General features: G+C 64.4%; 27 protein-coding genes and 1 pseudogene. 17 read left to right on the top strand and 11 right to left on the bottom strand.

The features are described from left to right. Positions 1-181 precede the first annotated feature (181 nt). From R3P93_RS10120 to R3P93_RS10090, 7 genes are all read left to right on the top strand, one after another. A complete protein-coding gene (locus R3P93_RS10120) occupies positions 182-2,215 on the top strand; it encodes a beta-galactosidase (protein WP_317532958.1) in 2,034 nt (677 codons plus the stop codon). Then, positions 2,215-3,030: a DeoR/GlpR family DNA-binding transcription regulator gene (locus tag R3P93_RS10115; protein ID WP_317532957.1), complete on the top strand. Its 816-nt coding sequence runs from the start codon at positions 2,215-2,217 to the stop codon at positions 3,028-3,030. Before R3P93_RS10120 ends, R3P93_RS10115 begins: the two co-directional genes overlap by 1 nt. Further along, positions 3,017-4,162 (top strand): galactose-1-phosphate uridylyltransferase, encoded by a 1,146-nt coding sequence (gene galT, locus R3P93_RS10110; RefSeq protein ID WP_317532956.1) that lies wholly within the window; start codon positions 3,017-3,019, stop codon positions 4,160-4,162. The genes R3P93_RS10115 and galT overlap by 14 nt, the downstream gene beginning before the upstream one ends. Then, positions 4,159-5,325 (top strand): galactokinase, encoded by a 1,167-nt coding sequence (gene galK, locus R3P93_RS10105; protein ID WP_317532955.1) that lies wholly within the window; start codon positions 4,159-4,161, stop codon positions 5,323-5,325. The genes galT and galK overlap by 4 nt, the downstream gene beginning before the upstream one ends. Positions 5,326-5,346: 21 nt before the next feature. Further along, positions 5,347-6,438: an ABC transporter ATP-binding protein gene (locus R3P93_RS10100; RefSeq protein ID WP_300515952.1), complete on the top strand. Its 1,092-nt coding sequence runs from the start codon at positions 5,347-5,349 to the stop codon at positions 6,436-6,438. Between the two features lie 99 nt (positions 6,439-6,537). Beyond that, positions 6,538-7,662: a hypothetical protein gene (locus tag R3P93_RS10095; protein ID WP_317532954.1), complete on the top strand. Its 1,125-nt coding sequence runs from the start codon at positions 6,538-6,540 to the stop codon at positions 7,660-7,662. Between the two features lie 269 nt (positions 7,663-7,931). Continuing rightward, positions 7,932-8,762 (top strand): MerR family transcriptional regulator, encoded by an 831-nt coding sequence (locus R3P93_RS10090; protein WP_300515958.1) that lies wholly within the window; start codon positions 7,932-7,934, stop codon positions 8,760-8,762. Here R3P93_RS10090 and R3P93_RS10085 read toward each other — a convergent pair. Together R3P93_RS10085 and R3P93_RS10080 are read right to left on the bottom strand one after the other, a co-directional pair. Then, entirely contained in the window at positions 8,750-8,932 is a 183-nt protein-coding gene (locus R3P93_RS10085; RefSeq protein WP_068045244.1) for a hypothetical protein, read from the bottom strand. The two genes, R3P93_RS10090 and R3P93_RS10085, sit on opposite strands and share 13 nt — an antisense overlap. 39 nt (positions 8,933-8,971) lie before the next feature. Further along, positions 8,972-9,604: a DedA family protein gene (locus R3P93_RS10080; RefSeq protein ID WP_149407659.1), complete on the bottom strand. Its 633-nt coding sequence runs from the start codon at positions 9,602-9,604 to the stop codon at positions 8,972-8,974. Between the two features lie 135 nt (positions 9,605-9,739). Between R3P93_RS10080 and R3P93_RS10075 the strand changes: the two genes are divergently transcribed. Genes R3P93_RS10075 through R3P93_RS10065 form a run of 3 tightly spaced genes read left to right on the top strand, consistent with a single transcriptional unit; the run spans position 9,740 to position 12,431 of the window. Then, complete coding sequence (locus R3P93_RS10075; RefSeq protein WP_317532953.1) at positions 9,740-11,014, top strand: sensor histidine kinase; 1,275 nt, start codon at positions 9,740-9,742, stop codon at positions 11,012-11,014. Then, a complete protein-coding gene (locus R3P93_RS10070) occupies positions 11,005-11,661 on the top strand; it encodes a response regulator transcription factor (protein ID WP_149407660.1) in 657 nt (218 codons plus the stop codon). Before R3P93_RS10075 ends, R3P93_RS10070 begins: the two co-directional genes overlap by 10 nt. Continuing rightward, complete coding sequence (locus tag R3P93_RS10065) at positions 11,658-12,431, top strand: DUF4097 family beta strand repeat-containing protein (protein WP_317532952.1); 774 nt, start codon at positions 11,658-11,660, stop codon at positions 12,429-12,431. The genes R3P93_RS10070 and R3P93_RS10065 overlap by 4 nt, the downstream gene beginning before the upstream one ends. A 14-nt stretch (positions 12,432-12,445) precedes the next feature. On the opposite strand, the gene R3P93_RS10060 is transcribed toward R3P93_RS10065, so the two are convergent. Both R3P93_RS10060 and R3P93_RS10055 read right to left on the bottom strand, forming a co-directional pair. Beyond that, entirely contained in the window at positions 12,446-13,675 is a 1,230-nt protein-coding gene (locus tag R3P93_RS10060; RefSeq protein WP_317532951.1) for an FAD-binding domain-containing protein, read from the bottom strand. Positions 13,676-13,717: 42 nt separating this feature from the next. Beyond that, positions 13,718-14,005: an FmdB family zinc ribbon protein gene (locus tag R3P93_RS10055; protein WP_317532950.1), complete on the bottom strand. Its 288-nt coding sequence runs from the start codon at positions 14,003-14,005 to the stop codon at positions 13,718-13,720. 140 nt (positions 14,006-14,145) lie between these two features. Here R3P93_RS10055 and fmdA point away from each other — a divergent pair, with 140 nt between their 5' ends. Next, positions 14,146-15,399: a formamidase gene (gene fmdA, locus R3P93_RS10050; protein ID WP_037195472.1), complete on the top strand. Its 1,254-nt coding sequence runs from the start codon at positions 14,146-14,148 to the stop codon at positions 15,397-15,399. A 34-nt stretch (positions 15,400-15,433) separates the two neighbouring features. Here the strand turns inward: fmdA and R3P93_RS10045 are convergent, their stop codons facing one another. Then, positions 15,434-16,027: a hypothetical protein gene (locus tag R3P93_RS10045; RefSeq protein WP_269595774.1), complete on the bottom strand. Its 594-nt coding sequence runs from the start codon at positions 16,025-16,027 to the stop codon at positions 15,434-15,436. A 236-nt stretch (positions 16,028-16,263) separates the two neighbouring features. On the opposite strand from R3P93_RS10045, the gene R3P93_RS10040 reads away from it, so the two are divergent. Beyond that, entirely contained in the window at positions 16,264-18,150 is a 1,887-nt protein-coding gene (locus tag R3P93_RS10040; protein WP_317532949.1) for an HNH endonuclease signature motif containing protein, read from the top strand. Positions 18,151-18,250: 100 nt separating this feature from the next. Then, complete coding sequence (locus R3P93_RS10035) at positions 18,251-18,607, top strand: hypothetical protein (protein ID WP_149407667.1); 357 nt, start codon at positions 18,251-18,253, stop codon at positions 18,605-18,607. 6 nt (positions 18,608-18,613) lie between these two features. Here R3P93_RS10035 and R3P93_RS10030 read toward each other — a convergent pair whose 3' ends face one another. Both R3P93_RS10030 and R3P93_RS10025 read right to left on the bottom strand, forming a co-directional pair. Beyond that, positions 18,614-18,811: a PLD nuclease N-terminal domain-containing protein gene (locus tag R3P93_RS10030; RefSeq protein WP_317532948.1), complete on the bottom strand. Its 198-nt coding sequence runs from the start codon at positions 18,809-18,811 to the stop codon at positions 18,614-18,616. A gap of 15 nt (positions 18,812-18,826) precedes the next feature. Continuing rightward, positions 18,827-19,642, bottom strand: a complete 816-nt coding sequence (locus R3P93_RS10025) for a hypothetical protein (protein WP_317532947.1) — start codon at positions 19,640-19,642, stop codon at positions 18,827-18,829. A 311-nt stretch (positions 19,643-19,953) separates the two neighbouring features. Between R3P93_RS10025 and R3P93_RS24615 the strand changes: the two genes are divergently transcribed. Further along, positions 19,954-20,145 carry a PLDc N-terminal domain-containing protein gene (locus R3P93_RS24615; RefSeq protein WP_394855286.1) on the top strand — a complete coding sequence of 64 codons (192 nt, stop codon included), beginning with the start codon at positions 19,954-19,956 and terminating at the stop codon, positions 20,143-20,145. Here the strand turns inward: R3P93_RS24615 and R3P93_RS10020 are convergent. Continuing rightward, positions 20,127-20,579 carry a GNAT family N-acetyltransferase gene (locus R3P93_RS10020; protein WP_317532946.1) on the bottom strand — a complete coding sequence of 151 codons (453 nt, stop codon included), beginning with the start codon at positions 20,577-20,579 and terminating at the stop codon, positions 20,127-20,129. The genes R3P93_RS24615 and R3P93_RS10020 overlap by 19 nt on opposite strands. Continuing rightward, positions 20,566-21,540 (bottom strand): aldo/keto reductase, encoded by a 975-nt coding sequence (locus tag R3P93_RS10015; RefSeq protein WP_317532945.1) that lies wholly within the window; start codon positions 21,538-21,540, stop codon positions 20,566-20,568. The genes R3P93_RS10020 and R3P93_RS10015 overlap by 14 nt, the downstream gene beginning before the upstream one ends. 64 nt (positions 21,541-21,604) lie before the next feature. Here R3P93_RS10015 and R3P93_RS10010 point away from each other — a divergent pair, with 64 nt between their 5' ends. The 3 genes and pseudogenes from R3P93_RS10010 (at position 21,605) to R3P93_RS10000 (ending at position 22,517) form a co-directional block, all read left to right on the top strand. Continuing rightward, positions 21,605-22,294 carry an aminotransferase class IV gene (locus R3P93_RS10010; protein WP_317532944.1) on the top strand — a complete coding sequence of 230 codons (690 nt, stop codon included), beginning with the start codon at positions 21,605-21,607 and terminating at the stop codon, positions 22,292-22,294. After that, positions 22,275-22,343, top strand: a pseudogene (locus R3P93_RS10005) (hypothetical protein); the annotation flags it as partial. The gene R3P93_RS10010 and the pseudogene R3P93_RS10005, both read left to right, overlap by 20 nt. A gap of 48 nt (positions 22,344-22,391) precedes the next feature. Further along, positions 22,392-22,517, top strand: coding sequence for a hypothetical protein (locus R3P93_RS10000; protein ID WP_317532943.1), 126 nt, complete (start codon positions 22,392-22,394; stop codon positions 22,515-22,517). A 3-nt stretch (positions 22,518-22,520) separates the two neighbouring features. Here the strand turns inward: R3P93_RS10000 and R3P93_RS09995 are convergent, their stop codons facing one another. Both R3P93_RS09995 and R3P93_RS09990 read right to left on the bottom strand, forming a co-directional pair. Further along, entirely contained in the window at positions 22,521-23,669 is a 1,149-nt protein-coding gene (locus tag R3P93_RS09995) for a serine hydrolase domain-containing protein (RefSeq protein WP_317532942.1), read from the bottom strand. Between the two features lie 69 nt (positions 23,670-23,738). Further along, a complete protein-coding gene (locus R3P93_RS09990) occupies positions 23,739-24,311 on the bottom strand; it encodes a TetR/AcrR family transcriptional regulator (protein WP_317532941.1) in 573 nt (190 codons plus the stop codon). Positions 24,312-24,413 lie beyond the last annotated feature (102 nt).

Raw genomic sequence — 24,413 nt, 5'->3', positions numbered from 1 at the left:
GATCAGAAGTGAACATTCCGCTGTGCGTTCCGCGGTACTCAACTGACCGTTCGGGGTGATGCAGGTTACAGAAACACGACGCAATGGCGTCTGTCAAGCTTTTCGACGCCCGCTCACCAGCGTCAGTAAGAAAATGTTCATTCATGTTGACATCTGAGGACGTCTCGTTCATATTGTGAGCATGGACACAGCGCGACGCAGCACCTGGCCGACCCAGGGAATCTCCTTCGGGGGCGACTACAACCCCGAGCAGTGGCCCGAGGACGTCTGGCGACGCGACGTAGAACTCATGCACGAGGCCGGCGTCGACTTCGTGACCGTCGGTGTCTTCTCCTGGGCTCGCCTGCAGCCGACCGCCACGACGTGGGACTTCGAGTGGCTCGATCGCGTCATGGATCTGATGCACGAGGGCGACATTCGCGTGGACCTGGCCACGGCCACCGCGTCGCCGCCGCCGTGGTTGGCCACTGCCTACCCGCAGATGCGTCCGGTGGACGATCGCGGTTACCGCTACGCCATCGGTAGCCGTCAGACCTGGAGTCCCAGTTCCGCTGTGTACCGCGAACATTCACTGGTACTGGTCGAGAAGATCGCGCACCGCTATGGTGAACACCCGGCGCTCGCCATGTGGCACGTCTCCAACGAACTCGGTTGCCACAACGCACTGTGCTACTCCGACGACAGCGCACACGCATTCCGGGAGTGGCTCAGCGCCAGGTACATCGACCTCGAGACCCTCAACACCGCGTGGGGCACCGACTTCTGGAGCCAGCGCTACAGCGATTGGGAAGAGATCGTTCCCCCGTCGGTGAGCACCACGTTCGGTAATCCCACGCACCAGCTCGACTGGCGTCGATTCTGCTCCGACGCACTCCTCGAGCAGTACCGCGCCGAGAAGGCAGTGCTGAACCGCATCACCCCTGACGTGCCGGTCACCACCAACTTCATGGTGGGTATGGGGCAGGGACCCGCGCTCGCCGGCAACATGGACTATGCGTCCTGGGCTCCGGAACAGGACATCGTCTCCACCGACCACTACCTGGTCGGACCCGAAACCGGTGATGGCGCAGCGCATCACAAGCTCTCGTTCTCGGCCGACCTCACACGCGGCGTCGCGGGGCGTCGACCCTGGTTGTTGATGGAACATTCCACCAGCGCCGTCAACTGGCAGCACATCAACCGCGCCAAGGTGCCCGGCGAGATGATGCGCAACTCGCTGGCACACATGGCACGTGGAGCAGACGGCATCGCCTACTTCCAGTTCCGAGCCTCCAAGGCCGGAGCGGAGAAATTCCACTCCGCACTGGTGCCGCACGCAGGCGAGGACTCCGCCCGGTGGCGTGAGGTCGTCGAACTCGGTGCGGCACTGCGTCGCATGGCCCCGGTGGCAGGCAGCACCGTCGACGCGCGGGTCGCCGTGCTCTTCGACTGGGCCTCGCAGTGGGCGTGCGAACAAGAGGGCCATCCGTCGATGGCGATGCAGCCCATGGAGATTGCCCGCCGCGCCCATCACGGGTTCACTTCCGCGGGCGTGACCTGCGATGTCGTCCCGTCCTCGATGGACCTGAGCGACTACGACGTGATCGTGGTTCCGGCCCTGTACCTGTGCAGTGACGAGACCGCTGCACGGATTGCCGACGCGGCCGAGGCGGGTGCGCAGGTGCTCGTCACTGCTTTCTCGGGAATCGCCGACGAGGACGACCACGTGCGACTCGGCGGCTACCCGGGGGCCTTCCGAGAGTTGCTCGGAGTCCGCGTCGAGGAGTTCTTCCCGCTCGCCGAGGGCGAGACCCTGTCCCTCGACGACGAGACCGTCGGTGAGATCTGGAGTGAATATCTCACCGCATCCGAGGATGTCGATGTTCTCGCGCGGCATACGCAGGGCCATTTGCGCGGCGTTCCCGCGCTGACCAAGCGGACCGTCGGCACCGGCGCTGCCTGGTACGCGGCCACCGTTCCCGACGCGGACGGCTGGGTGGCACTGACCGACAAGCTCTGCGGTGCAGCCGGTATCGAGACTCGACGTGACCTGGGATCCGATGTGGAGATCGTGCGGCGCTCGGCGGGGGAGCAGTCCTGGCTGTTCGTGCTCAATCACGGAAGTGACAAGGTGAGTGTGCCGGCCACCGGTACCGATCTGGTCAGCGGCGCACACGTCGACGGTGAGCTGATCGTGGCTGCGGGCGGTAGTGCAGTGATTGCCGAGAACAGCTGATGCTCGCCCATCAGCGTCAGCAGAAGATCCTCGACCAGGTGACCGCGCAGGGTGCGGTCAAGGTCGCAGATCTGGGTACTGCACTGTCGGTGTCGGACATGACCATTCGACGCGACGTCAACGAATTGGTGGCGCGCGGTCTGGTCGAGCGGGTGCACGGCGGTGTCACGCTGCCACGATCGGCGAGCGTGTTCGAGCCGGGCTTCTCCGCGAAGTCCGAACTGGATCGAGATGCCAAGGCGGACATAGCCAAGGCCGCAGCGCGGTTCGTGCGACCGGGGACCTCCATCGGCATCTCCGGCGGTACCACGACTCACGCGCTCGCTCAGGAACTACTCGACATCCCGGACATCACCGTCGTCACCAATTCGCTTCCCGTCGCCGAGGTCTTCCACACCGGTGGCCGAACGGATCAGACCGTCCTGCTCACCGGCGGACAACGCACGCCCTCCTATGCGCTGGTCGGACCACTCACCGTCAGCGCATTGCAGAGCATCCACCTGGACATGCTGTTCCTCGGAACGCACGGAGTGGACATCGAATCCGGGCTCACCTGCCCCAATCTGATGGAAGCACAGACCAATCAGGCGCTGGTGGCATCGTCTCGACGCGTCATCGTGCTGGCCGACCACACCAAATGGGGTGTCCGCGCGCTCGCCAACACCATTCCGCTCTCCCGCGTCGACGTGTTCGTCACCGATGCCGGGCTCGACCCCGGCGTGCAGGACGCGTTGTCCGAGGTGGTCGACGACGTGGTGATCGCCGGAGGACCCGTCGACACGAACGAGGAACGAGTACTCGATGACCGCGCATGACGCCACGACGCACGCACTGCGCAAGACGTCGACCACTCTGGCCGACGGCCGCGAGCTGATCTACTACGACGACACCGAGCCCTACGTCTCCGGCGGAGCCACCCGAGACCTGGTCGATACCCGGGCACTCTCGCCGTCGATGTCGCAGTCGCAGATGCGATTCGACGTCCTCACAGGCGAATGGATCGTCATCGCCGCGCAGCGAATGGACCGCACGTTCCTGCCCCCGGCCGACGCGTCGCCGTTGGCACCGAGCCGGCCGGGCCGCCCGGCCACCGAGATCCCGGCGTCGGACTACGACGTGGTGGTGTTCGAGAACCGGTTCCCATCACTGTCCGAAACTGCTGCACAACAGACGCTTCCGACAGAGGTGGACGGCGAGGCGCTGTGGCCGCTCGCGCCCGGCACCGGACGCTGCGAGGTGATCTGCTTCGCCAGTGATCCCGAGGCTTCCTTCGTCTCGCTGGAGCTCTCCCGCGTCCGCACCATCATCGACGTCTGGGCCGATCGCACAGCGGCTCTGTCGGCAATACCGGGCGTGCAGCAGGTGTTCTGCTTCGAGAACCGTGGCAAGGAAATCGGCGTCACGCTGACGCACCCGCACGGTCAGATCTACGCCTACCCCTACCTTCCGCCCCGCACCGACGCCATGATGCGACAGTCGCGCACACACTTCGAGCGCACCGGTCGAGTGCTGCTGGCCGATGTACTCGCCGCCGAGCTGCGTTCGGGTCGACGCATCGTCGTCGATGCCGAACACTGGGTCGCGTACGTCCCGGCGGCGTCGCGCTGGCCCGTCGAGGTACATCTCGCTCCTCGTCGCGACGTTGCGGACCTGGCCGAGTTGAACAGTCCCGAGCGGGACGAACTGGCCGGGGTCTATCGTGATCTGCTGCGCGGCGTCGATGCATTCTTCGACGGCGTCGACGAAGTGCCGTACATCTCGGCGTGGCATCAGGCCCCCGTCGGAGCTGATCGCGAACTGGGACGTCTGCACCTGCAACTGTTTTCGATGATGCGTTCACCGGGTCGGATGAAATTCTTGGCCGGATCCGAATCGGCGATGGGGGCGTGGGTCAACGACACCACACCCGAGCGGATTGCCGATCGGTTGCGCGAGGTGTTGACGTGAACTGGCTCGACGTCGTTGCCGAGGAGGACCTCGCCGATAGTGCCGCCGCGCTGTTTCGTAGCGCATTCGGCGGCGAACCCGACGGCGTCTGGATCGCTCCCGGACGCGTCAATCTCATCGGTGAGCACATCGATTACGCAGGCGGACTGGTGTTGCCGTTCGCGCTGCCGTACGCAACCGCAGTCGCTGTACGGCGGCGCGAGGACACCACGATGCGTGCCGTGTCCACACACACCGACGAGCCGTGGACCGGTGAGCTCGGCGACATCGGGCCGGGCACGCCGTCGGGCTGGGCCGCGTACGTGGCAGGTGTGTCCTGGGCACTGCGGGAACACGGTGTGGGCGGAGTCGATGTTGCCGTGCACTCCTCGGTACCGGTGGGCTCGGGCCTGTCGAGCTCGGCGGCCCTCGAATGCTCGTTCGCGCTGGCGCTCGACGACCTCTTCGATCTGCAGGTCGATCGGAAAGTGTTGATCAACGCCAGTATTCGGGCCGAGAATGAGATCGCCGGTGCGTCGACCGGCGGCATGGATCAGAACATCGCGATGTCGGCCCAGTCGGGACATGCGCTGCTACTCGACTGTCTCGACGGTTCGACGCGTCAGATTCCCCTCGATCTCGCCGCGTCGGGAACTCGGTTGCTGGTGATCGACACCAATGCGCCGCATCGGTTGGTCGACGGCCAGTATGGGGAACGCCGGAAGTCGCTGGACACCGCGTACGCCGAATTGGGGGTGACGACGCTGCGCGGTCTCGATCTGGACAAGGCGGTATCGGGACTCGTCGACGACACCCTGATCGCGCGAGTTCGCCACGTGATCAGCGAAATTCGCCGAGTCGAACAGTCTGCCGAACTGCTCGACCGCGGCGCCGCAGGAGTCGAACTCGGTGAGTTGATGACGGCCTCGCACGCGTCCTTGCGAGACGACTACGAGGTCAGCTCACCGGAGCTGGACAGTGCGGTCGATGCGGCGCTGCGCGCGGGTGCATACGGGGCCCGGATGACCGGCGGGGGATTCGGCGGCTCTGCCATTGCGCTGGTTCCCTCGGAGCTGGTCCAGGCCGTCGCGGACGAGATCGCTACCGGTGCAGCGCGATCCGAACTGCCGGAACCCACTTTTCTGACCGCCGAGCCCTCCGGCTCCGCGCATCGATTCTTCTAACCTCTACAAAGGAGTACTCCCATGGCACAGGTCACGTACGAAGGAGCGACCAAGCTCTATCCGGGATCGGACGTCGCGGCGGTCGAATCGTTGGACCTCGCCATCGAGGACGGCGAGTTTCTGGTTCTCGTCGGTCCGTCCGGCTGCGGAAAGTCCACCTCGTTGCGCATGCTCGCCGGGCTCGAGGACGTCGACTACGGTGCCATCAAGATCGGCGATCGCGACGTCACCTCGCTGGCACCGAAGGAACGCGACATCGCGATGGTGTTCCAGAACTACGCGCTGTACCCGCACATGACCGTCGCCAAGAACATGGGCTTCGCACTGCAGATCGCCGGCATGGACAAGGCCGAAGTGGGCCGACGCGTCGAGGAGGCGGCGAAGATTCTCGACCTCACCGACTACTTGGGCCGCAAACCCAAGGCGCTCTCCGGCGGTCAGCGTCAGCGTGTCGCGATGGGCCGCGCGATCGTGCGGAACCCGCAGGTGTTCCTCATGGACGAGCCGCTGTCCAACCTCGACGCCAAGCTCCGCGTTCAGACCCGCACGCAGATTTCGTTGTTGCAACGCAGGCTCGGCACCACCACGGTCTACGTCACCCACGATCAGGTCGAGGCCATGACGATGGGTGATCGCGTGGCGATCATGAAAGCCGGTGTGCTGCAGCAGTGTGCCAGCCCGAAGGAGCTGTACGAGCGCCCGGTCAACGCCTTCGTCGCCGGGTTCATCGGCTCTCCCGCGATGAATCTGTTCGAGGTGGACGTGGTCGCCGGAGCCGCGAAGCTGGGCTCGCTGTCGGTCCCCATCGAGCGCGCCATCGCCGACCGGATCGACGGCAGCCGCGTCACGATGGGCGTGCGACCGGAAGCGTGGACGCTCTCCGAGTCCGGAACCGACATCGTCGTCGACGTCGTCGAGGAACTCGGTGCGGACGCCTACATCTACGGCCGGACCGTCGAGGACGCGTCGAACCTCGGCACCGTCGGGGCACAGATCATCGCGCGCATCCCCGATATCGCAACCCCGTCGCAGGGCGATGTCCTCCGAATCGCTCCACGCGCCGAGTCCGCTCACTACTTCTCGACGACAACAGGATTGAACCTGCGCCCCTAGGGCCACCTCTCGCTTCTCAACGGCTGTTGCGTTAGTCTCCTCGGCGGGGTGAGTCCGATCTGCACCGATTGCGGATCCACATTTTCCGGGGGATACGAAATGTCGAAGAAGTGGTTGCGCGGCGTCGTGGTGTCTGCAGCGGCGGTCGCGTTGTGTCCGATTGCTACGGTCTCGGCGGATCCTGCGCCGAGTCCGGCACCAGCGACCATCATGGGGTCCATCGACAACGGGCCGGGTCACTTCAGCGTTTTCCGTACCGTCGACAGCGGCCAGCGTCCGACCGCGGAGGACAACGCGGCGTGCAACGACTACTTCGGCTCCCCGCGTTCGTCGACCGTTGTCGAACGCCTCGACGCGCGGATGTACACCTTCACCCACGACCCGTCGACGGGCTTCTTGCAGAACCCGACGGCTCAGAACGTCGGACCGATCTACGTGTGCGCCGGGCCGATCATCGACGGCCAGGCCTTCCTCGACCAGTGGGGCGCACTGACAGCCCCGGGACTGGGCGAGTTGTCGATGTATGGGCCGTGCGGGATCGAGTTCATGATCGGGTTGCCCGGTCGCGCGGCCGTCGATTGTGTTCTGCGAGTGAACCCCAACGATTCCGGGGTCATCGACGGTGTCGCGACCAGCAACTCGATCGCCAACCCGCTTCGCCTGCCGGACGGACGCACCGGCTCGCTGTGGACGCTCTACACGCTCGGTGAAGGGACTGCTCCCGTGCCGGAACCCGTTGCGGGAACACCGCAACCGACCGGTTCGGTGAAGTACAGCGTCGGGCGCGAGGTGAACTCGGTCTCGACCGGAAGCACTCCCGCATGCCCGGGTGGAGTGCGCACGACGGAGATTCACGCGGTGTCGGTGGACGCCGCTACCGGCGCGGCATCGACCGAGCCCTCCGCGGACGTCGCAGCCACCGCATCGATCTGCTACCAGAACCCGTCGTCTCCGGATTTCGGCGCATCGTTGAGCATCACGAGCTACGGTGTCACGCCTGCGCTCACGGCCACGTCCACCGGACAGTGCCGTCGTATCGATCTGCCGATCGAACCGGGCACCGTGCAGCAGTCCTGCGGCTTCACCTTGCCGCCGCAGCCTGCTCTCGGTCTGACCGGCGGACAGGTGACACTCAACGGTCTGGTTCCGACGAACGATGCTGCAGGATCGGCAAACTCGGCCATCTGGACCACCTCGTTCCTCGGTTCCATCACCCCTCGATGAGCGGACGTCGGATCGGGGTGCGCCTCGATCCGGTGCTACCGTCGGCCGGTGCACCTCGTCGTTCCCTCCGATGACTTCGCCGCCGCCTGGGAGGCTTACGCTGGAGCGAGCCGGAGGCGTACGTGTCGACTTCATCGGGTCGGCGGTTCGCTTCTCGATTCCCGTGCCCTGAAGAATCGGGTGCAGCTGACCGCGCTCACCGCGGTCCAGTGCACCCGATTTTGTTCTCTTGACCCTCACACTGTGTGAGACGAGAACCTCGGAGGGTCATGTTCAGCATTGGAGAGTTCGCATCGATCGGCCGGGTGTCGGTTCGGATGCTTCGGCATTACGACGAGATCGGGCTGTTGACGCCGGCACGGGTGGATCCGTTCACGGGCTATCGCTCGTACGACGGTTCGCAGTTCGAGGTTCTGGGACGCATTCTCATGTTCAAGGACCTCGGGTTCAGGCTCGACGAGGTGACGCAGATCGTGCACGGCCAGGTCGATGATGATCGGCTACGCGAGATGCTCGCCGCGAAGCGTGATGATGTCGCGCGTCGACTCGATCTCGATGCCGCTCGTCTGCGTCGCATCGATGCGCGTCTCTCCCACACCGAAGGGATTTCGATGATCACCGTGGACACCAAGTCGTTGCCACCCACCCGTGTTGCCCTCGTCACCGATACCGCCGCCGGGTTCGGGCCCGAGAACATCGGCCCGGTCATCGGCCCGATGTACGCCCGACTCGCCCAGACGCTCGCTGGGCACGGCGTGACGTTCGGGCCGTCGTCGATCGCCATGTACGAAGCCGTCGACGACGGGGACGGCAGCGGCATCACCGTGCATGCCGCATTCGAGGTGACACCTGAGGTCGTTTCGGGTGAGGGCTTCGAGGTTCGTGAGCTTCCGCCCGTCGAACTCGCGGTGACCACCGTTCACCACGGTTCGATGGCCACGATCGGTGAGACGTGGGAACAGTTCATGGCGTGGATCGAGGCCAACGGCTACGAACTCTCGGGTGTCTGCCGCGAGTACTACCTGGTATCGGAGCCGCAGCCGCAGGAGAACTGGGTCACCGAGCTGCAGCAGCCGGTGGTTCGACGTCAGGACGCCTGAGCGAACTCCACGAGGGCGGTGCACTGGCAGCCGCCGGTGACCTCCTCGCATTCGAGCACCAGGAAGTGGCGGACGTACTCGAGGTCCACGCAGTCCGGCTCCGTGCACTCCGCACCGCCGACCGCGTGGATCACGAGTGTGCCGTGGCAGGTATCGAAGCGTGCGGACATGCGAATCCCTTTCTGTCGTATCTCTCTACATCCTTGATATCACCGGGCTCCGACAAGTTCGGGAGAAGACGAGCGTGTTCGACGCCTGAGCTGGGTCGCGATCATGATCGTCAGAGCCGGAATCCAGGCGTATCCCAGGGCGGTCCTGATGATGGTCCGGTCGCCCAGCCACGCCCCGGCCGACACCAGTACACCTGCCCACACGACAGCGGCCAGCAGGCTGAGCACCACGTATTCGCGATGCCGCAGTGAGGAGGTCGCCACGAGTCGGGGCGTGATGGTGCGGACACCCCCGATGAGGTGACCGGCAGTGGCGACAGCGCGTGGTCGTGATCGTGCGTGTGTGGCCAGCCCGTGGACAACCCTGATCACCGCGGCGGGCAGCGCCGACTCCGCGCGCCCGAGACCCAACACCGTGCCGGTGCGGCGACCGTGCCAGAACGCCCACTGCGCCCCCAGGCTCGACGCGACCGCGGCGGTGACGACGGCAGGGAGCCACGGTACGACGCCGATCGACGTCAGCACCCCGAGCGTGATCGGGACGCTGTTTCCTGGTGTGAAGAGACCGAGCAACGACGCGGACTCGAACGCCAGCAGCACGAATACGACGGCGAAGACGACCCATACGGGCACGGACGACAAGCGGTCGACGTCGAGGATGTTCAGGTTCATACTTGTCGAATCTGGTCGACCGTGGCACGGAAAACACCACGATCGACCCACGGATCGACGGTAGGGCCAGCCCTACCTCGGGCCGTGGGTTCACACTGCGGACAAGCCGACGACACCCGACTTAGGCTGATCCGCATGAACGAGGCTCTACCGATTCCCGTGAATCCACTCAGGGCGTGGATATCGCCGCACTGGTGGCTTGCGGTGGCGTCGTTGCTGGCATCGACGGTCGCCGGGCTGGGCGGTTGGATGATCCTGGGTCTGCTGATTCTGGCGGTGTGCGCCTTGCCGTTTGCGCTCAGCGGTGTGCTCGTCTTCGCGCTGACGATAGTGGCGCTCAAGTGGATGGACCGTGCAGCGCGTGCCGGAATCGGTTTCACCGGTGGAATTGCCATCGAGGGCCCCGAAGTGACCGTGTACCCGACCAGTTGGCGCAAGTTCGTCTGGTGCCTCCGCGACATCGGATTGTGGAAGTCGTTGTGCTACTGGCTCATCCGCATTCCGGTATCGGCTGTTCTGCTGTTCTTGCTGCCGGCGCTCTTCGTGGCCCTGCCGGTTCTCGCGCTGGCCCCGGTCGCCTGGATCGTGACGAATCCGGTCGCCAATCAGCTCGAAATCGGCGAGCGGGTGGGCTATCCGTTCGTCGCGTTGGTCGGCTTCGCATCCTTGGTGACTTTCGTTGCGGGGGTGCCACTGCTGCTCACCGCCCTGGCGCGACTCGACTGGTGGAGTGCCGCAGCCCTTCTGGGTCGATCGGAGTCCAGTAGGAGAGTGGACGAATTGACGGTGAGTCGAGCTCGTGTCGTCGACGCTGCGGATGCCGAACGCCGTCGTATAGAACGCGATCTGCACGACGGGGCCCAGCAGCGTCTCGTCTCGGTGGCAATGTCACTGGGGCAGGCGAAGTCGCGCGTCTCTGCGAGCGAGGACGCGGTGTTGAAGGAACTGCTGGACGACGCACATCGAGAAGCAAAGAACGCGATCGGCGAGATCCGCACCCTCACCCGCGGTCTGCATCCGCCGATCCTGACCGACCGTGGCCTCGACGCCGCACTGTCGTCCGTCGCGGCGTTGTGCACGGTACCGGTGACGTTCCGGATAGACCCGGCCCTATCCGGTGATCGACGCCCGGACGCCACCGTCGAGTCGACGGTCTACTTCGTCGTCTCGGAGGCCCTGACCAACGTCAGCAAGCACGCGAAGGCAAACCACGTCCGTGTGGACGTCGCGAGAGTCGAGTCCGCAGTGCGGGTGACGGTGGTCGACGACGGATGTGGCGGAGCGCATCCGGCACCGGGAGGCGGCCTGGCCGGGCTCGAGGACAGGCTCAGCGGAATCGACGGAACCCTGTCCATCACGTCGCCGTCCGGTGGCCCGACGCGGCTCGAGGTGAGCATCCCGTGCGAGTGATCATCGCCGACGATTCGGTTCTGTTGCGAGAGGGAGTCGCTCGCCTGCTGACCGATGCCGGAGCCGACGTGATCGGCAAGGTGGCCGACGCGTCGGAACTGCTCGCGGCCATGTCCGCTGCCGATCCGCTTCCCGATGTCTGCGTGATCGACGTACGCATGCCTCCCACCTTCCTGGACGAAGGTCTGCGCGCAGCGCTGGTCATTCGCCAACGGTGGCCCGCTGCAGGGGTTCTCGTGCTCTCGCAGTACGTGGAGGAACGGTACGCGGCCGAGCTCATCCGGCAGAGCACGGACGGCGTCGGCTACCTGTTGAAGGACCGGGTAGCCGACGTGGACGAATTCGCCGATGCTGTGCGGACCGTTGCCACCGGCGGCACGGTCATCGATCCAGAAGTGGTGCAGCAGATCCTGGCTCGGGCCCCACGATCGGATCCACTCGACTCGCTGACCCCGCGCGAGCGGGAAGTGTTGACCGCCATGGCCGAAGGCAAGTCGAACGCCGGAATTGCCGCTGCTCTGGTGGTCGGTCAAGCAGCCGTGGAGAAGCACATCGGAAACATTTTCGCCAAGCTCGGGCTGCTCGGCGACAGCGCCGATCACCGCCGTGTCATGGCCGTCCTGCGATATCTGGGAGCGATCCAGTGAGAAAAGTTCTGTGGCGCACTGCTGTCGCCGTGTCGGTTGCCGTCGTAGCGGTCGGTACCGCAGGAGCGGCCACGACGGCCACCCTCGCCGTCGGCTTCACCACCCCGAAGATGCACTCTTTCGATTACTCTGCCGATACGACGATCGCCGGAAATAATCTTTCCGTCACAACGAGATTCGCCAAGGTGTCGGTGTCCATGAGCCCCGACTCGGAGTTGCACGTACGGGCCGACGGCTCGTACCGAGGAGATACTCCGACGGTCGACATCAGCGAGGACGGCTCGACGATCGCTGTGGAGTGTTCCTACCGCAAGCGAGGCAGCTGCGACATCGGCCTCGAACTACGGATACCCGCCGGCTTGATTGTCGACATCGACGCAGCAGCAGGCGACGTGGAGCTCTCCGACGTGGACGCGCAGGCATCGGTGTCCACGTCCGCGGGATCCGTGACAGCTCGGGGATCTGCCGGAACCCTGGACATCACCACCGGATTCGGTGACGTCGACATCACCGACGCGGCTGTGTCGACAGTCGAGGTGGATACGACATTCGGTCGGGTCGCCCTGGATTCGAGGGTGCCACCGGACTCGGTCCGCGTACAGAACATGCAGGGCGACAGCATGATCGAACTACCGGCGGCCGATTTCTACGACGTCGAGGCGACGTCGGAGAAGGGCGATGTCGACATCGACGTCGTCGACGATCCGAATTCCCCGAGGTCGGTGTCGATCACCAGTGAAGACGGCCAAATTTCGGTGCAGCGGAGATAGTTTCGGTCAGCGACTTACCTGTTCAATGACTCCGACGCCATGCGCTGAACGATCTGACCGAGGACGTGGTGGGACGCACCAGCCACGGCCACGGATGCAACTCGACCGGGGCCACGGCGTCGGCGATGCGGGAGAAGCCGGGAACGGGCGCCCAGGTGGTGGCCAAGGGGGCGCCCGGAGAGTTCGTCGGCCACTCGACCGCGGCGCACCTCCAACGGGCGGGTCGACGCGATCTCACCGAGCGTCTCGGCAAGAAAGACCAGCCTTTTGCCGGAGAGCCGCAGTTTCCGCAGGAGTGGTTCGTCGAACACGAACACGGCAGGTCGGTCGGTATCCGCAGCCGAGGCGGGGTCTGCGGTTCCGAGAGATTCGGCTGTCAGCCAGACTTGTTCCGCACCTTGTCCTTCCACGTTTGCAGGACCGGCGGGAATCGGCGCCTTGTTCAGATCCGGGCCGTCGACCGCGGGGCCGAGATCGTCATCGGGCCAATTCTCGATGGGGCACGCATCTTTCAGTGCGCAGTTGCCGCACAGGGACGGTGCTCGCTTGTTCACCTGCCATCGACTGAAGCCGTACACTTTGCCGCTTCCGGTGCCGACGGTCCACTGCCAGCCGAGGCGATTGGCTGCGCGAGAGCCGTCGAGTAGGTGGGCGAACATCTCGTCCTCGCCATCGCGCCACGTCGCACCGGCGCGGACTGCCCACTGGGACGCCAGCCACATGCGAGTTTGATTGACGAGCCAGCCGTCGTCGTGCAATTCACCGACCACCGAGGACATGCAGTTCATCTCCTCGGGCCACGGCTGCGCGGTCCAGCCCTGCGGACGCGGCTGCTCACGGCGGAGCGAACGGCCGAGATCCGTTCCGACCCGTGCATAGAGGTGGCGAGCATATTCCTGCCACATCAATTCGTCGCGGTAGCGGGAACGGTCGCGGGAGGGAGCGTCGGCGACCGCGTCCCACACTTCGCGCAGCGTCAGCAGCCCGTGGCGGATGTACGGCGACATGCGACTCGCACCTCGGCGGTTCACCGGGAGAACGGTGCTTCGATCGCGGGCATAGCCGGTGATGTCGAGTCCGGCCAGCGCGCTATCGGCAGCGGACTGCCCACCTGGAATGGCACCGGCGGTGACCCCGTCCGCCCCCTCGCGAGCCAGATCGCCCAGGTGCTCGGCAACCCAGGCGACGACGTCATCGGTGGCGGCGCCATCGGCGATGGACGGGGGAGGAGGTAGCTCGGACATGCCGTCGGACTTCCCCGTCGGGAGGAAAGGGAAACGCGGGGGTCAGGGTCGCGGCAGGCGTCGATGAAGCAGGTTCGATGTCGTTCTTGTCGCCGCCCTACCCTGGTGAGGTACGGACGAGACGACGGCGGGCGTGTCCGCGGTGGCGCGGGCGGCATCGTGCGCTTGCATCGCAGCGCTGTTACCCCGACCGAGAACGGGTGAGGAGATCTTTCGGGCTGCCGCCTGCCCGCATGCCGGACACGGCACCTCGGAGGGCACGTCGGCCATGGAGAATCGCTGCTCGACGGGGGCGCAACGCTGTGCGCAGCGGAAGCTGTAGGTGGGCACGTATCCGAGGGTAGCGTTAGATGTCGCATCAGCGACGTTCCGGCACAACGTCATACAAGATTTACATGCCATATGCGGCCGGATGCACCACGACGGTGCAATGATCGAGGCAGGGGAATCCGCGCAACCGGAGGTGTCCAGTGCCCGAACTGCTGTTTCCGCTCGACTCGACGAAGAGTTTCACCGAACAGGAGATCGTCGGCCACAACCGATGGCATCCCGACATTCCGGCGGCGGTCACGGTCAAACCCGGCACATCTTTTCGGGCCCACTGCCGCGAATGGTTCGACGGGGCCATCCACAACGACGATTCCGCCGAGGACATTCTGAATGCGCCGCTCAACAACGTGCACACACTGTCCGGGCCGTTCCACATCGAGGGAGCCGAGCCCGGCGACCTGTTGATCGTCGACATCCTGGACGTAGGGCCGATCCCGCAGGAGGATTCGGGTCCGCTGGCCGGTCAGGGCTGGGGTTACACGGGAATCTTCGCCAAGGAGAACGGCGGTGGGTTCCTCACCGATCGATTCCCCGACGCGTACAAGGCAATCTGGGATTTCTCGGGGCAGACCACCACATCTCGTCACGTTCCGCACGTGAAGTACACCGGCATCACCCATCCCGGCCTCATGGGGACCGCGCCCTCGGCGCAGTTGTTGGCGAAGTGGAACGCCCGTGAAGGTGCCTTGATCGCTACCGACCCCAATCGTGTTCCGCCACTGGCACTTGCCCCAGAACTCGACGGGGCAATTCTCGGATCACTGAGCGGCGACGAATTCTCCCGTGTCGCAGGTGAAGCCGCGCGCACGGCACCGCCCCGCGAGAACGGCGGAAATCAGGACATCAAGAACCTCACCAAGGGCACTCGCGTCTTCTATCCGGTGTTCGTGCCGGGGGCGAAATTGTCTTTCGGAGACCTGCACTTCTCGCAGGGAGACGGAGAGATCACGTTCTGTGGCGCCATCGAGATGGGCGGCTTCATGGACCTGCACGTCGACCTGATCAAGGGTGGCATGGAGACCTACGGGGTGAGCGAAAACGCGATTTTCATGCCCGGCAACACGGCACCGCAGTACTCGGAATGGATTGCCTTCTCGGGCATTTCGGTGACCGTCGACGGTGAGCAGAAGTATCTGGACTCCGACCTGTCGTACCAGAACGCATGCATGCACGCGATCGACTACCTCACCAAGTTCGGCTACAGCCCCGAGCAGGCGTACCTGTTGCTGGGTTCGGCCCCGATCGAAGGACGCCTGTCCGGGGTGGTGGACATCCCCAATTCCTGTGCCACCGTGTACATCCCCACCGCGATCTTCGACTTCCCGATAGCGCCCTCCGCCAGCGGACCATTCCAAATCGACCCGGGAATGGGAGCGCCGAGAGCGCAGTTCTGACGCAGCGCGGTGGTCGAGATTTGCCGCCGAATGGCTAGTGGCTCTCGTCGTAGCCGGCAGTGATGTTCTGATTGACGCGGACCGGCCGGGACTCGACTTCGGCGAGCGCAAGGATGTCCGAGACCGTCTCTGTGCTGCCACCGAGATACGCGCAGGGGAAGTCGAAGTGCTGAGCCACGCACCATGTGTGATCGCTGGGCCACCACAGGTTCGGTGACAATCGTTCGAGTGTGTCGGTTGCGCGTGAGACCGGTCCCTTCAACAGAAAATAGTTGTAGCCGGCGATGGCTGCGGTCGGTGCCGTCGCGCGAATGTCGTCGAGTGCGGTGTTGCCTTCCCAGACGGCGAACCAGCACTCGTCCGGCGTTGTCGTGTGTCGAGTCAGTACGGTGCTGACGGATTCCAGCTGATCACGCCAGGGTGCAACGGTTTTCGACGATGCATGCTGGGTCGTGCTGGCACGTACGGGATACAGGACACGGGCAAAGGCGTCGAACGCAGTGGGGACCAGCGAGCCCACTGTGATTGTGGCGAGGCCGTCGAGGTTGTAGTCCACCCACTGCGCTTCCGAGACATTCTGCTGCAGATCGTCGTTCGACCATTCCGGGCGATACGTGCTCGATGCCATAGCCCTCACGCTACCGACATCGAGTGCGCCCGCTGACAGGTTGAGCCACCACCTGCCAGGCGAATTGTTCAAGCCAGGATCGTTCAGCTCCGAATGCCGATCATGCGGTTCGGATGGCTCACGTCAGTTCCTACCACCGTGACTGCGTAGATGATGGGCGGAGCCGTCGACAGTCGTCTTGCCCTGTTCGTAAATCTGTTCGAAAACTTGTCGGTGGGTCGCGGTAGATTTTGTTCATGCTTTCGGGGGACGGCGGATCAGGGGTGGACGGCATCGATGTGGTGCCGCCTGCCCCTGACGTGTCCGATCCCGACTTGTCGGCATTGGTGGAGCGGGTCGAGTCCGTGGTTGCGGAGTTGGCGGAGCAGGCGTCGGCGTCGTGGACGAACCCGGATCGGCGTGCGGTGATCCAACGCATGGAGATGCTGACACGGTCGCTGACCGCGTACTCGTACACCTGGCTGAACGAGTTGATTTCTCAGCATGGCCTCGACGTGTATCCGGGCTCGGTCCCGTCCTCGGTGGCGTGGATGCTGCGGATCACCCCTCGAGCAGCAGGAGCACGAGTCCGTCTGGCCGCGGAATTGGGTGACCGGACTGCGTTGTCCGGAGAAGTACTGGCCCCGTTGCTACCGCGAACTGCCGAAGCATTACGGGCCGGGTTGCTCGATGCCAAGCATGTGCAGATGATTCGCGAGTTCTTTCGCCATCTGCCCTCGAGTGTCGATCCGCAGACCCGCGATCTCGCCGAACAACAGTTGGTGGAACAGGCAGTGAAATTGCGGCCGGACGATTTCGCGCCGGTGGTGGCGTGCCTGGACGCGATGGTGAACCCGGACGGCGACCACGATGATGATGATGATGACGACGGAAACCCGCCGAAGCCGCGGAAGCGGAGGGATGCGTTCTTCTATCTCGGCGAGCAAGGGGTCGACGGGATGTCGGAAGGAAAATTCTGCGTCGACCCCGAACTACGCGCCTACCTCGAGGCCCTGTTCTCCAAAGCCGCGAAACCGGGCATGTACAACCCCGCCGACGGCAAACCGATCGTCGACGACGACACCGGAAGCGACGAGGACGACCACACCTCGGGCGAGGATGCCCACGCACGACCGCAGCCCGGGACCACGCCCCGCGAAGCAGAAGCGAGTGATTCAGGATCGGGGGACTCCAATTCCGAAACACCACCGCTACCCAAGCGGGAAAACCGGTGGCGACATGATGCGGGACTCTGGAACGACGGTCCATGCGGTGACGGCCCTTGCGGTGACGGCCCTTGCGGTCACGACGAATGCGGTCACGACGAATGCGGAGGCGGCATCGAATGCGGTTGCGGTACAGGCTCTGACGACGCCTACTCCGACGCCTCTGCTGCCGGTCGTACCGCTGCCGGGCACGGCGATACCGAGAGCAGTCAGGCACGGGCCGAGGCGGCGGCGTCAACGCGCGAGGCCGCAGCCCAGCGTGACATCCGCACCCAGAACGAACGTCGTCACGACGCCCTGAAACTGGCGCTCCGGCACACCCTCGCCTCCGGGACTCTCGGCACACACCGAGGCCTGCCCGTCACCGCGATCGTCACCATGAACCTGAAGGATCTCGAAGCCGGCTGCGGTTACGCGAAGACCGCTACCGGATCCCGCGTGTCGATCCGCGACGCGATCCGCATGGCTTCCCATGCCCACCACTACCTGACGATCTTCGACGACGACGGCAGAGCCCTGTATCTGGGTCGTTCCAAACGCATCGCCTCCGCAGACCAACGCATCGTGCTCATCGCCCGAGACCGCGGCTGCAGCTTCCCCTCCTGCACCCGCCCCGCAACCTGGTGCCAAGCCCACCACCTCACCGATTGGATAGACGGCGGCAACACCGACATCGACGGATTGACCTTCGGCTGCGACATGCACCACGCACTCGTCGGCACCGGACCCGGAAAGTGGGCGACCACCAAAACCACAGCAGCACATCGCTACCCAGGCCGGACCCTGTGGCATCCACCGGCCGGGATGGACCCGCGTAGGCGTGGGCTGATCAATCACGCACACCACCCCGAGGAAGTGCTGTACCCGCCCGACCACCACGACGACACCGGCGACGAGGAACCACGACAACCCGCATAACGACCCACACCAGTCTCAGGGCACAGCCCTGCCTGTAATCAGCACAACCTGCCTGCCCGCAGGACGGACTCGGAGGTCGGCCGTTGCGTACGGTGGGTCGATGATGGTTCTCGGGAGCGGCACGGCTTCGTTGTCGCCGCCTGCGCGCTTCGTGTGGAATGCGCTGATGCATCCCGATCTGCACCCGCACAATCGAGGCTTCGCCTGGCCGGTGATGTTCCAGGACGCGCCGCCGCCTCGGGTGGTCGAGAGCAGTGAGTTCGACCGTGTCGTGTGGAGCTCACCGTGGCCTACCGTTCCGGAAGTGCTGGTGCAGTTCGATTTACGACCGAATACCCGGCTCCGATGGACGTTGCTGGCTCACGCACCTACGCCGAGTCTGCAGACGATCGAATGGTTGCGCGCTCAGGCAAGCCATCTGGTGAATGTCGATCTCAGGAGCGCACTCGGTCACTAGCGGCGGTTAGCCGTTGCCGCCGCTCGGCCCGTAGGAATACCGCTTACCGATTGTGAACCACAGGATCGGCCCGATGATGGGCAGAACGAACGCAACGAGAATCCATGCCAACTTGGCAAAGAATCCCAGGTAGCGGTCACGGACGATCGAGAAAACAGCCATGGCGAACAGGGCGAGCGCGACAGCGACACCGGTAGAGGTCATCTGTCGAGACGCGACTCAGTTGGTTCCGCGCAGAGAATCGCGACGTACCGCGACTCGTCGACCACGGTCCACCGGATCCCCTGGGTGCAACGATTGCTGCAATTCGAGGATTGCAGCATCATCCAACTCCGTGTCGAACGCTCCGGCCGCCCAGTCCCAGTCCTGCGTGGACCACACATAGTGCGTCACCCTCCACTTCGGTGCCCATCCCTCGTCACTGCGGGGACGGCGGCCCAGGAACGTTCTGCAAGAACTGGTATCGAAGCCCCCGTCACCGGCGATGCGAACGTCCTCGGGAGTGAAATCCAAAGGTGCGCGAACGGTCAGCGGCGTCGACGCCACCTGCTCGGTGAACCACTGGACGTGCTCGCGACGCAACGCCCTCGACTCGTCCTCGAGCAGTTTCTGGTACTCCTCGGTGGTGTATGCGGGCCCGTCCCAGACGAACAACGCCTCGTCGATCGGTTCGCCCACTGCGAGTTCGACGAACTGCGAACCGATTCCGACTTCGTCGATGCGGTCACCCAGGATGAAGCCGGACTCGACGTCGACCCAGATTCGGAGCGGATACGGCTTGCCCTCCGGCGGAGCCAACCGAACCGTCCAACACTTGCGCCTGGCGAACTCGACCGTCTCTACCGGCCCGGTGGGTTGGGCGAACTCGTTGCCGGCCCATTCTGCGGTACTGCGTTGCTGCAACAAGAATTGGCTGGGACCCAGGTAGATCACTCTGCCGAGAGGGCCGACGCGAGGCCGGTCGGCCGGGCCCGTGAAGTCCCAGGCGCTCGTGCCGTCGCTGATGAAGATGGGACTGCCGTCGATGCTTTCCACGCGGGTCTTTCGCCCGGATCGCCATACCCGACAGCTGTCTTCGGGCGCGATCAGAACGGGTGGCGTTCCGCTGTAGGCGAATCCGTGACGAAAGGACTCGGGGCTGCCCGCTTCGTGGACTTCCTCGATAGTGCCGCGAAACGGTATGTTCGATTCACTTGTCATAGCCGTGAGCACTTCGATCCACGCGGTCATGGCCGCAGCCTAGTGCGATCTAACTCGACAAGGTGGAGTTCGGAGTCGAAGGGAGTCGGGTGAAAATCAGCGCCGAGGTCAATCCCACACTTCCGCTGGCGTTCGACCTTGCCTGGATGTCCATGGTCGTGTTGTGGCTGGTGCTCGTCGTTGTTGCGTGGGTGTCGATAATTCGCAGCACTCAGTCGCGTAGGGGCACGAAATTCTGGTGGTGCGTATTTGTATTGCTGATGCCGATAACCGGTGCACTGATCTGGTTCGTCGCTCGCCCGCGTAACTCCGACAACGATCAGCGAACGAGTTCGTAGCGAGCCAGCCACAGTCCCGGCAGTACTTCTTGATCTTCGGTGTGTACGAAGCCGAGTGACTCGTACAACCTGCGGGCCGGTGCATTGTCTCGTCCGGTAGCAACCTGAACTCGCTGTCCCACAATCGAATCCAGCATCACGTCCACCAAACCGCGTCCGATACCCCGGCGATGTGCGTGTGGAGCCACCACCACGCGATCGATCTCCGCCTCGGACCATGCAGCGGCACCGAGCATTTCGTCACCTTCTCGCGCGACGAGCCAGTGGACCTGTGCGGCGCACAGATCGTCCACCGACTCGTGCAGCAGCGGAATCCTGTTGTCGCCGATCAGTCTTGCTTCGACCGCATACGAACTCTTCTGCACTGCGAGAATCTTCTCGGCGAGGCCGAGGTCGGCGGCAGGGTCGACACCGACGATCTCAATAGCGACCACCAGCGGGAGCCGGCAGAGCGTCGAGTGCAGCGAGGTGATCGGCGCTCAAGGTCAACTGGGCCGCTCCTGCGTTCTCGTCCAGACGCGACGTGCGCCGGGTGCCGGGAATCGGGACCACGTGCTCACCCTGCGCCAGAACCCACGCCAAGGCCACCTGCGCAGGCGTCGCACCGAGCTCGTCGGCGACGGCCGCGATGGCGTCGACGATCACGAGGTTGGCATCGAGGTTGTCCTGGCTGAAGCGCGGCAATCGTGAACGGAAATCGTCTGCGGCAGGTGTGGTTCCGCGAAAGTTGCCGGTCAGGAAGCCTCGGCCCAGCGGTGAGAACGGGACGAATGCCGCACCGTTGTCTTGCGTCCACTTCAGGGAGGTCGTGAGGTGGTCGCGCGTCCACAGTGACAGTTCGGACTGCACGGCCGAGATCGGATGCACCTGCTGGGCCCGATCGAGCTGCTCGACGGTGAACTCCGAGACGCCCAGTGCACGAACCTTTCCGGCCTGCACGGCCTCGGCCATCGCGCCGATGCTGTCTTCGACGTCCACCTCGGGATCCGGGCGATGCAGGTAGTACAGATCGATGTGATCGACGCCCAGGCGACGGAGCGAATCGTCGATCGCCGAGCGCAGGTGCTCGGGCTTGCCGTTGGGGCCCGAAATGACCGGCTCTCCGGCGTCGCCGATATGAGATTCGAGACCGCCCTTGGTCGCGAGGATCACCTCGTCGCGTCGGCTACCGATGGCCGTGCCGACGACCTCCTCGTTGGTGAACGGTCCGTACACATCGGCCGTGTCGATGAAATTCACACCCAGGTCCAGGGCGTGCCCGATGACGTGATCGGGGCTCTCCGTCCGGTCGTCGGCCTTGTATGCCCAGGTCATTCCCATGCATCCCAGGCCGATGGCACCCACCTCGGGGCCGTCGTTCCACAGGGTTCGGGTCTGTACTGTTCGTGCGCTCATGGACTCGACCATACGACGAGAAATGTGTTGTCGCTCGGACTTGCCGGGCGACTAGCATCGCCGCATGGCTCTTCCACACTCGAAGGTGTATTTCGGCGACCGTTTGGTCGAGGCGCAGGATGCGACGCTCGGAGTAGCGACCTCGGCCGTTCTGTACGGGCTCAGCGTCTACACCGTCTTCCCCGTGCAGGTGGACGGCGATCGGCGTACCGCGTTCCGGTTGCTCGATCACTACCAGCGACTGGTCGAGTCCTGCAAGATCATCGGCATCGACACGTTCGCGTCGCAGTGGACGTTCGAGCGGTTCGTACAGGCGACACGCGACGTGGTCGACGCCAACGCCCCGACGGCCGAGGTCTACGTTCGAGCTACCGTCCACGTGGACGAATCGATTCCCGGAACTCGGGTGCGCGGGCTGCACACCACGGTGTCGATCTTTCTGTACGACGCCAATCCCATTGTCCCGCAGGACGGCATGCGGTTGAAGACGAGTGTGTGGCGTCGAATCCCCGACAACGCCATTCCATCGCGCGCCAAAGTCAACGGTGCGTACGTCAATTCTGTTCTCGCCAAACAGGATGCGATCGACAGCGGTTTCGACGACTGCATCTTCCTCGACATCAACGGCCACGTGTGCGAACTCAGTGCCGCGAACATCTTCCTCGTCCGGAACGGCGTGCTCGTGACCCCGGACGTCACCAGCGACATTCTCGACGGCATCAACCGTCGGACCCATTCTGACCCTGGCGCGTGAGGAAGGGCTGACGGTTCAGGAGCGGACGGTCGATCTCACCGAGCTGTACATCGCCGACGAGGTGTTCGTCTGCGGCACCTCGGCCGGAGTTGCTCCGGTGTACGAAATCGACGGTCGCGCACTAGGAACCAAGGAAACCGGCCCGGTGACGCTGACTCTGCGTAAGCGACACCAGGCCGCGCTCACCAGCGACGAGGTGCACGGCTGGGTGAGCGTGCTGTGAGTTCTACGCCGGGCAGGTCGAGGTGAGTCCGGCGATCAACGCTTCGGCGGCCGGCTGCTCGAGTGGATCGGCGGCCGGGTTCGGACCGGCCGTGGTCCAGGCCAGCGATACCTGACGTTGACCGTCCGGGCTCGAGAACGCGTAGGTGCGGTAGCCGAAGCCGTTGCCGCGGTTGCCGAATACGAGCTCGCCCGAGCCGGGGTTGCACGCGTCTCCGCCGAGCAGCAGGCCGAGTCCGTACGTGGACGGCGTCACGACCTGCATTTCGTCGATCAGGTTCTGCGGGATCAGCGTGCCGTCGAACAGCCCTCTGAAGAAGGTGTTCATGTCGGCCACGGTGGAGACCACTGCCGCCCCCGCCGACCAGATGCTGGCGTCGTACTCGGTGACGTCGGTGTACGTCCCGTTGTCCAGAACGTAACCGTGCAGGGCATCGGCGTCGAGCGTCGAATCGGTGGGGTACGCCGTGTCGGTCATCTCCAGGGGATCGAAGATCCTGTCCTGCAACGACTGTCCGATGGACTTGCCGTCCAGATCGGCGATGATCTTCCCGAGCAGGACGTAGTTGGTGTTGGCGTAGCTGAACTCCTGCCCGGGCTCGCTCGTCCAGGGCATGGCCACAGCCTGGGCGAGCAACTCGTCGTCGGTGACGGCATCGTTCGCGCGGGCGGCGATCTGCTCCGCTGAGTCGAAACCGGTGAAGTAGTCGGGAACGCCGCTGGTGTGGTCGAGTAGCTGGCGAACGGTCACCGCCCTCGGGAGCAGGCCGGGAAGCAACTCGTCGACCTGCTGATCGAGCTCGAGCTTCCCCTCGTCCACCAGCTGAAGCACGACGGCAGCAACCATTGCCTTGGTGACGCTGGCAATGCGGACCGGGTCGTCGGCGGACGCGGCCTCGGTGCCGTCGCGTTCGACGAGGCCTGCGGCTCCCGACCATGAATCCTCGCCGTCACGTACCTGCGCGACAGCGGCGACGGACCCGGCGTCGACCATCGCGTCCAAGGCCGCCTGGACATCGTCGGTTCTGATGGTTCCGGTCGAGGGCGTGGTGGTGGTCGACTCGACGGCTGACGGCTCGTCGGATGTGGAGCATCCACTGACCAGCAGGGACGTCGACACGGTGAGGGCGGCGAGGATTCGTAGCTTGCTCATGCCTTCGACGCTAACGCCGCCCCGCGAAGGATTTCAGTGTCAAATGTCAGTGATTCTCGATGGGAGAGGTCAGCGATCGACCTGCCCCGCGCTCGAATCCAGCAGAACCTCGGCCGCAGTCTTGGCCGCAGCGGCAGATTCGGCCAGTTCGGTGATGGCCGCCGTGGTTTGAGCGCCCTCGGCGAGCAACGCGATCTGCAGTCCGACGGTCGGTGCGCAGCCGGCTTCGACGGCCAATCGGGTGACGTACTCGATGAAGTTCTTCTTGTGCTGATGCGCGGCGTCGGCGACCTCGGGCATGGTTGCGCCCAATTCGCCGAAGGAGTTGATGAAGGCACAACCGCGGAAGTCGTCCTCGCGAAACCAGTGGTCCAGGAAGTCGAAGATCGACAGCAGCTTCTCTCGAGGAGACTCGTGAACGGCGGCTTCGGCATGGATGCCGTCGTTCCACTGGCGGGTGCGACCGCGAAGAACCTCGGCCACGATGGCGGTCTTCGACGGGAACAGGGAGTACATGCGTTTGAGAGAGATGCCAGCCGCAGTGCGCAGTTCGTCCATGCCGACGGCCTGAATTCCGCGGGCGTAGAACAGCGCGTCCGCTGCTCGGATCACGTCGTCTCGCCCGAGTTCCGTATTCGTCATCGTCTACCCCTTGCCGAGAGAACCAACGTTCTCTACAGTAGTCCACATGCGGCGAGAACGACCGTTCTCCTGCTCGGCTCAGGACCACAGGAAGGCAGGATC

Origin of the sequence: Rhodococcus cerastii (genome assembly GCF_033042195.1) — a bacterium.
GTDB lineage: Bacteria > Actinomycetota > Actinomycetes > Mycobacteriales > Mycobacteriaceae > Rhodococcoides.
The sequence above is the reverse complement of the archived record's forward strand: the minus strand, read 5'-3'. Positions and strand labels throughout refer to the sequence as shown.

Bases quoted from the DNA above. Each gene is read 5' to 3' on its own strand.
- R3P93_RS10120 (WP_317532958.1), top strand. From the start codon at position 182: ATGGACACAGCGCGACGCAGCACCTGGCCGACCCAGGGAATCTCCTTC.
- R3P93_RS10115 (WP_317532957.1), top strand. From the start codon at position 2,215: ATGCTCGCCCATCAGCGTCAGCAGAAGATCCTCGACCAGGTGACCGCG.
- galT (WP_317532956.1), top strand. From the start codon at position 3,017: ATGACCGCGCATGACGCCACGACGCACGCACTGCGCAAGACGTCGACC.
- R3P93_RS10100 (WP_300515952.1), top strand. From the start codon at position 5,347: ATGGCACAGGTCACGTACGAAGGAGCGACCAAGCTCTATCCGGGATCG.
- R3P93_RS10095 (WP_317532954.1), top strand. From the start codon at position 6,538: ATGTCGAAGAAGTGGTTGCGCGGCGTCGTGGTGTCTGCAGCGGCGGTC.
- R3P93_RS10090 (WP_300515958.1), top strand. From the start codon at position 7,932: ATGTTCAGCATTGGAGAGTTCGCATCGATCGGCCGGGTGTCGGTTCGG.
- R3P93_RS10085 (WP_068045244.1), bottom strand. From the start codon at position 8,932: ATGTCCGCACGCTTCGATACCTGCCACGGCACACTCGTGATCCACGCG.
- R3P93_RS10080 (WP_149407659.1), bottom strand. From the start codon at position 9,604: ATGAACCTGAACATCCTCGACGTCGACCGCTTGTCGTCCGTGCCCGTA.
- R3P93_RS10075 (WP_317532953.1), top strand. From the start codon at position 9,740: ATGAACGAGGCTCTACCGATTCCCGTGAATCCACTCAGGGCGTGGATA.
- R3P93_RS10060 (WP_317532951.1), bottom strand. From the start codon at position 13,675: ATGTCCGAGCTACCTCCTCCCCCGTCCATCGCCGATGGCGCCGCCACC.
- R3P93_RS10045 (WP_269595774.1), bottom strand. From the start codon at position 16,027: ATGGCATCGAGCACGTATCGCCCGGAATGGTCGAACGACGATCTGCAG.
- R3P93_RS10040 (WP_317532949.1), top strand. From the start codon at position 16,264: ATGCTTTCGGGGGACGGCGGATCAGGGGTGGACGGCATCGATGTGGTG.
- R3P93_RS10035 (WP_149407667.1), top strand. From the start codon at position 18,251: ATGATGGTTCTCGGGAGCGGCACGGCTTCGTTGTCGCCGCCTGCGCGC.
- R3P93_RS10030 (WP_317532948.1), bottom strand. From the start codon at position 18,811: ATGACCTCTACCGGTGTCGCTGTCGCGCTCGCCCTGTTCGCCATGGCT.
- R3P93_RS24615 (WP_394855286.1), top strand. From the start codon at position 19,954: ATGTCCATGGTCGTGTTGTGGCTGGTGCTCGTCGTTGTTGCGTGGGTG.
- R3P93_RS10015 (WP_317532945.1), bottom strand. From the start codon at position 21,540: ATGAGCGCACGAACAGTACAGACCCGAACCCTGTGGAACGACGGCCCC.
- R3P93_RS10010 (WP_317532944.1), top strand. From the start codon at position 21,605: ATGGCTCTTCCACACTCGAAGGTGTATTTCGGCGACCGTTTGGTCGAG.
- R3P93_RS09995 (WP_317532942.1), bottom strand. From the start codon at position 23,669: ATGAGCAAGCTACGAATCCTCGCCGCCCTCACCGTGTCGACGTCCCTG.
- R3P93_RS09990 (WP_317532941.1), bottom strand. From the start codon at position 24,311: ATGACGAATACGGAACTCGGGCGAGACGACGTGATCCGAGCAGCGGAC.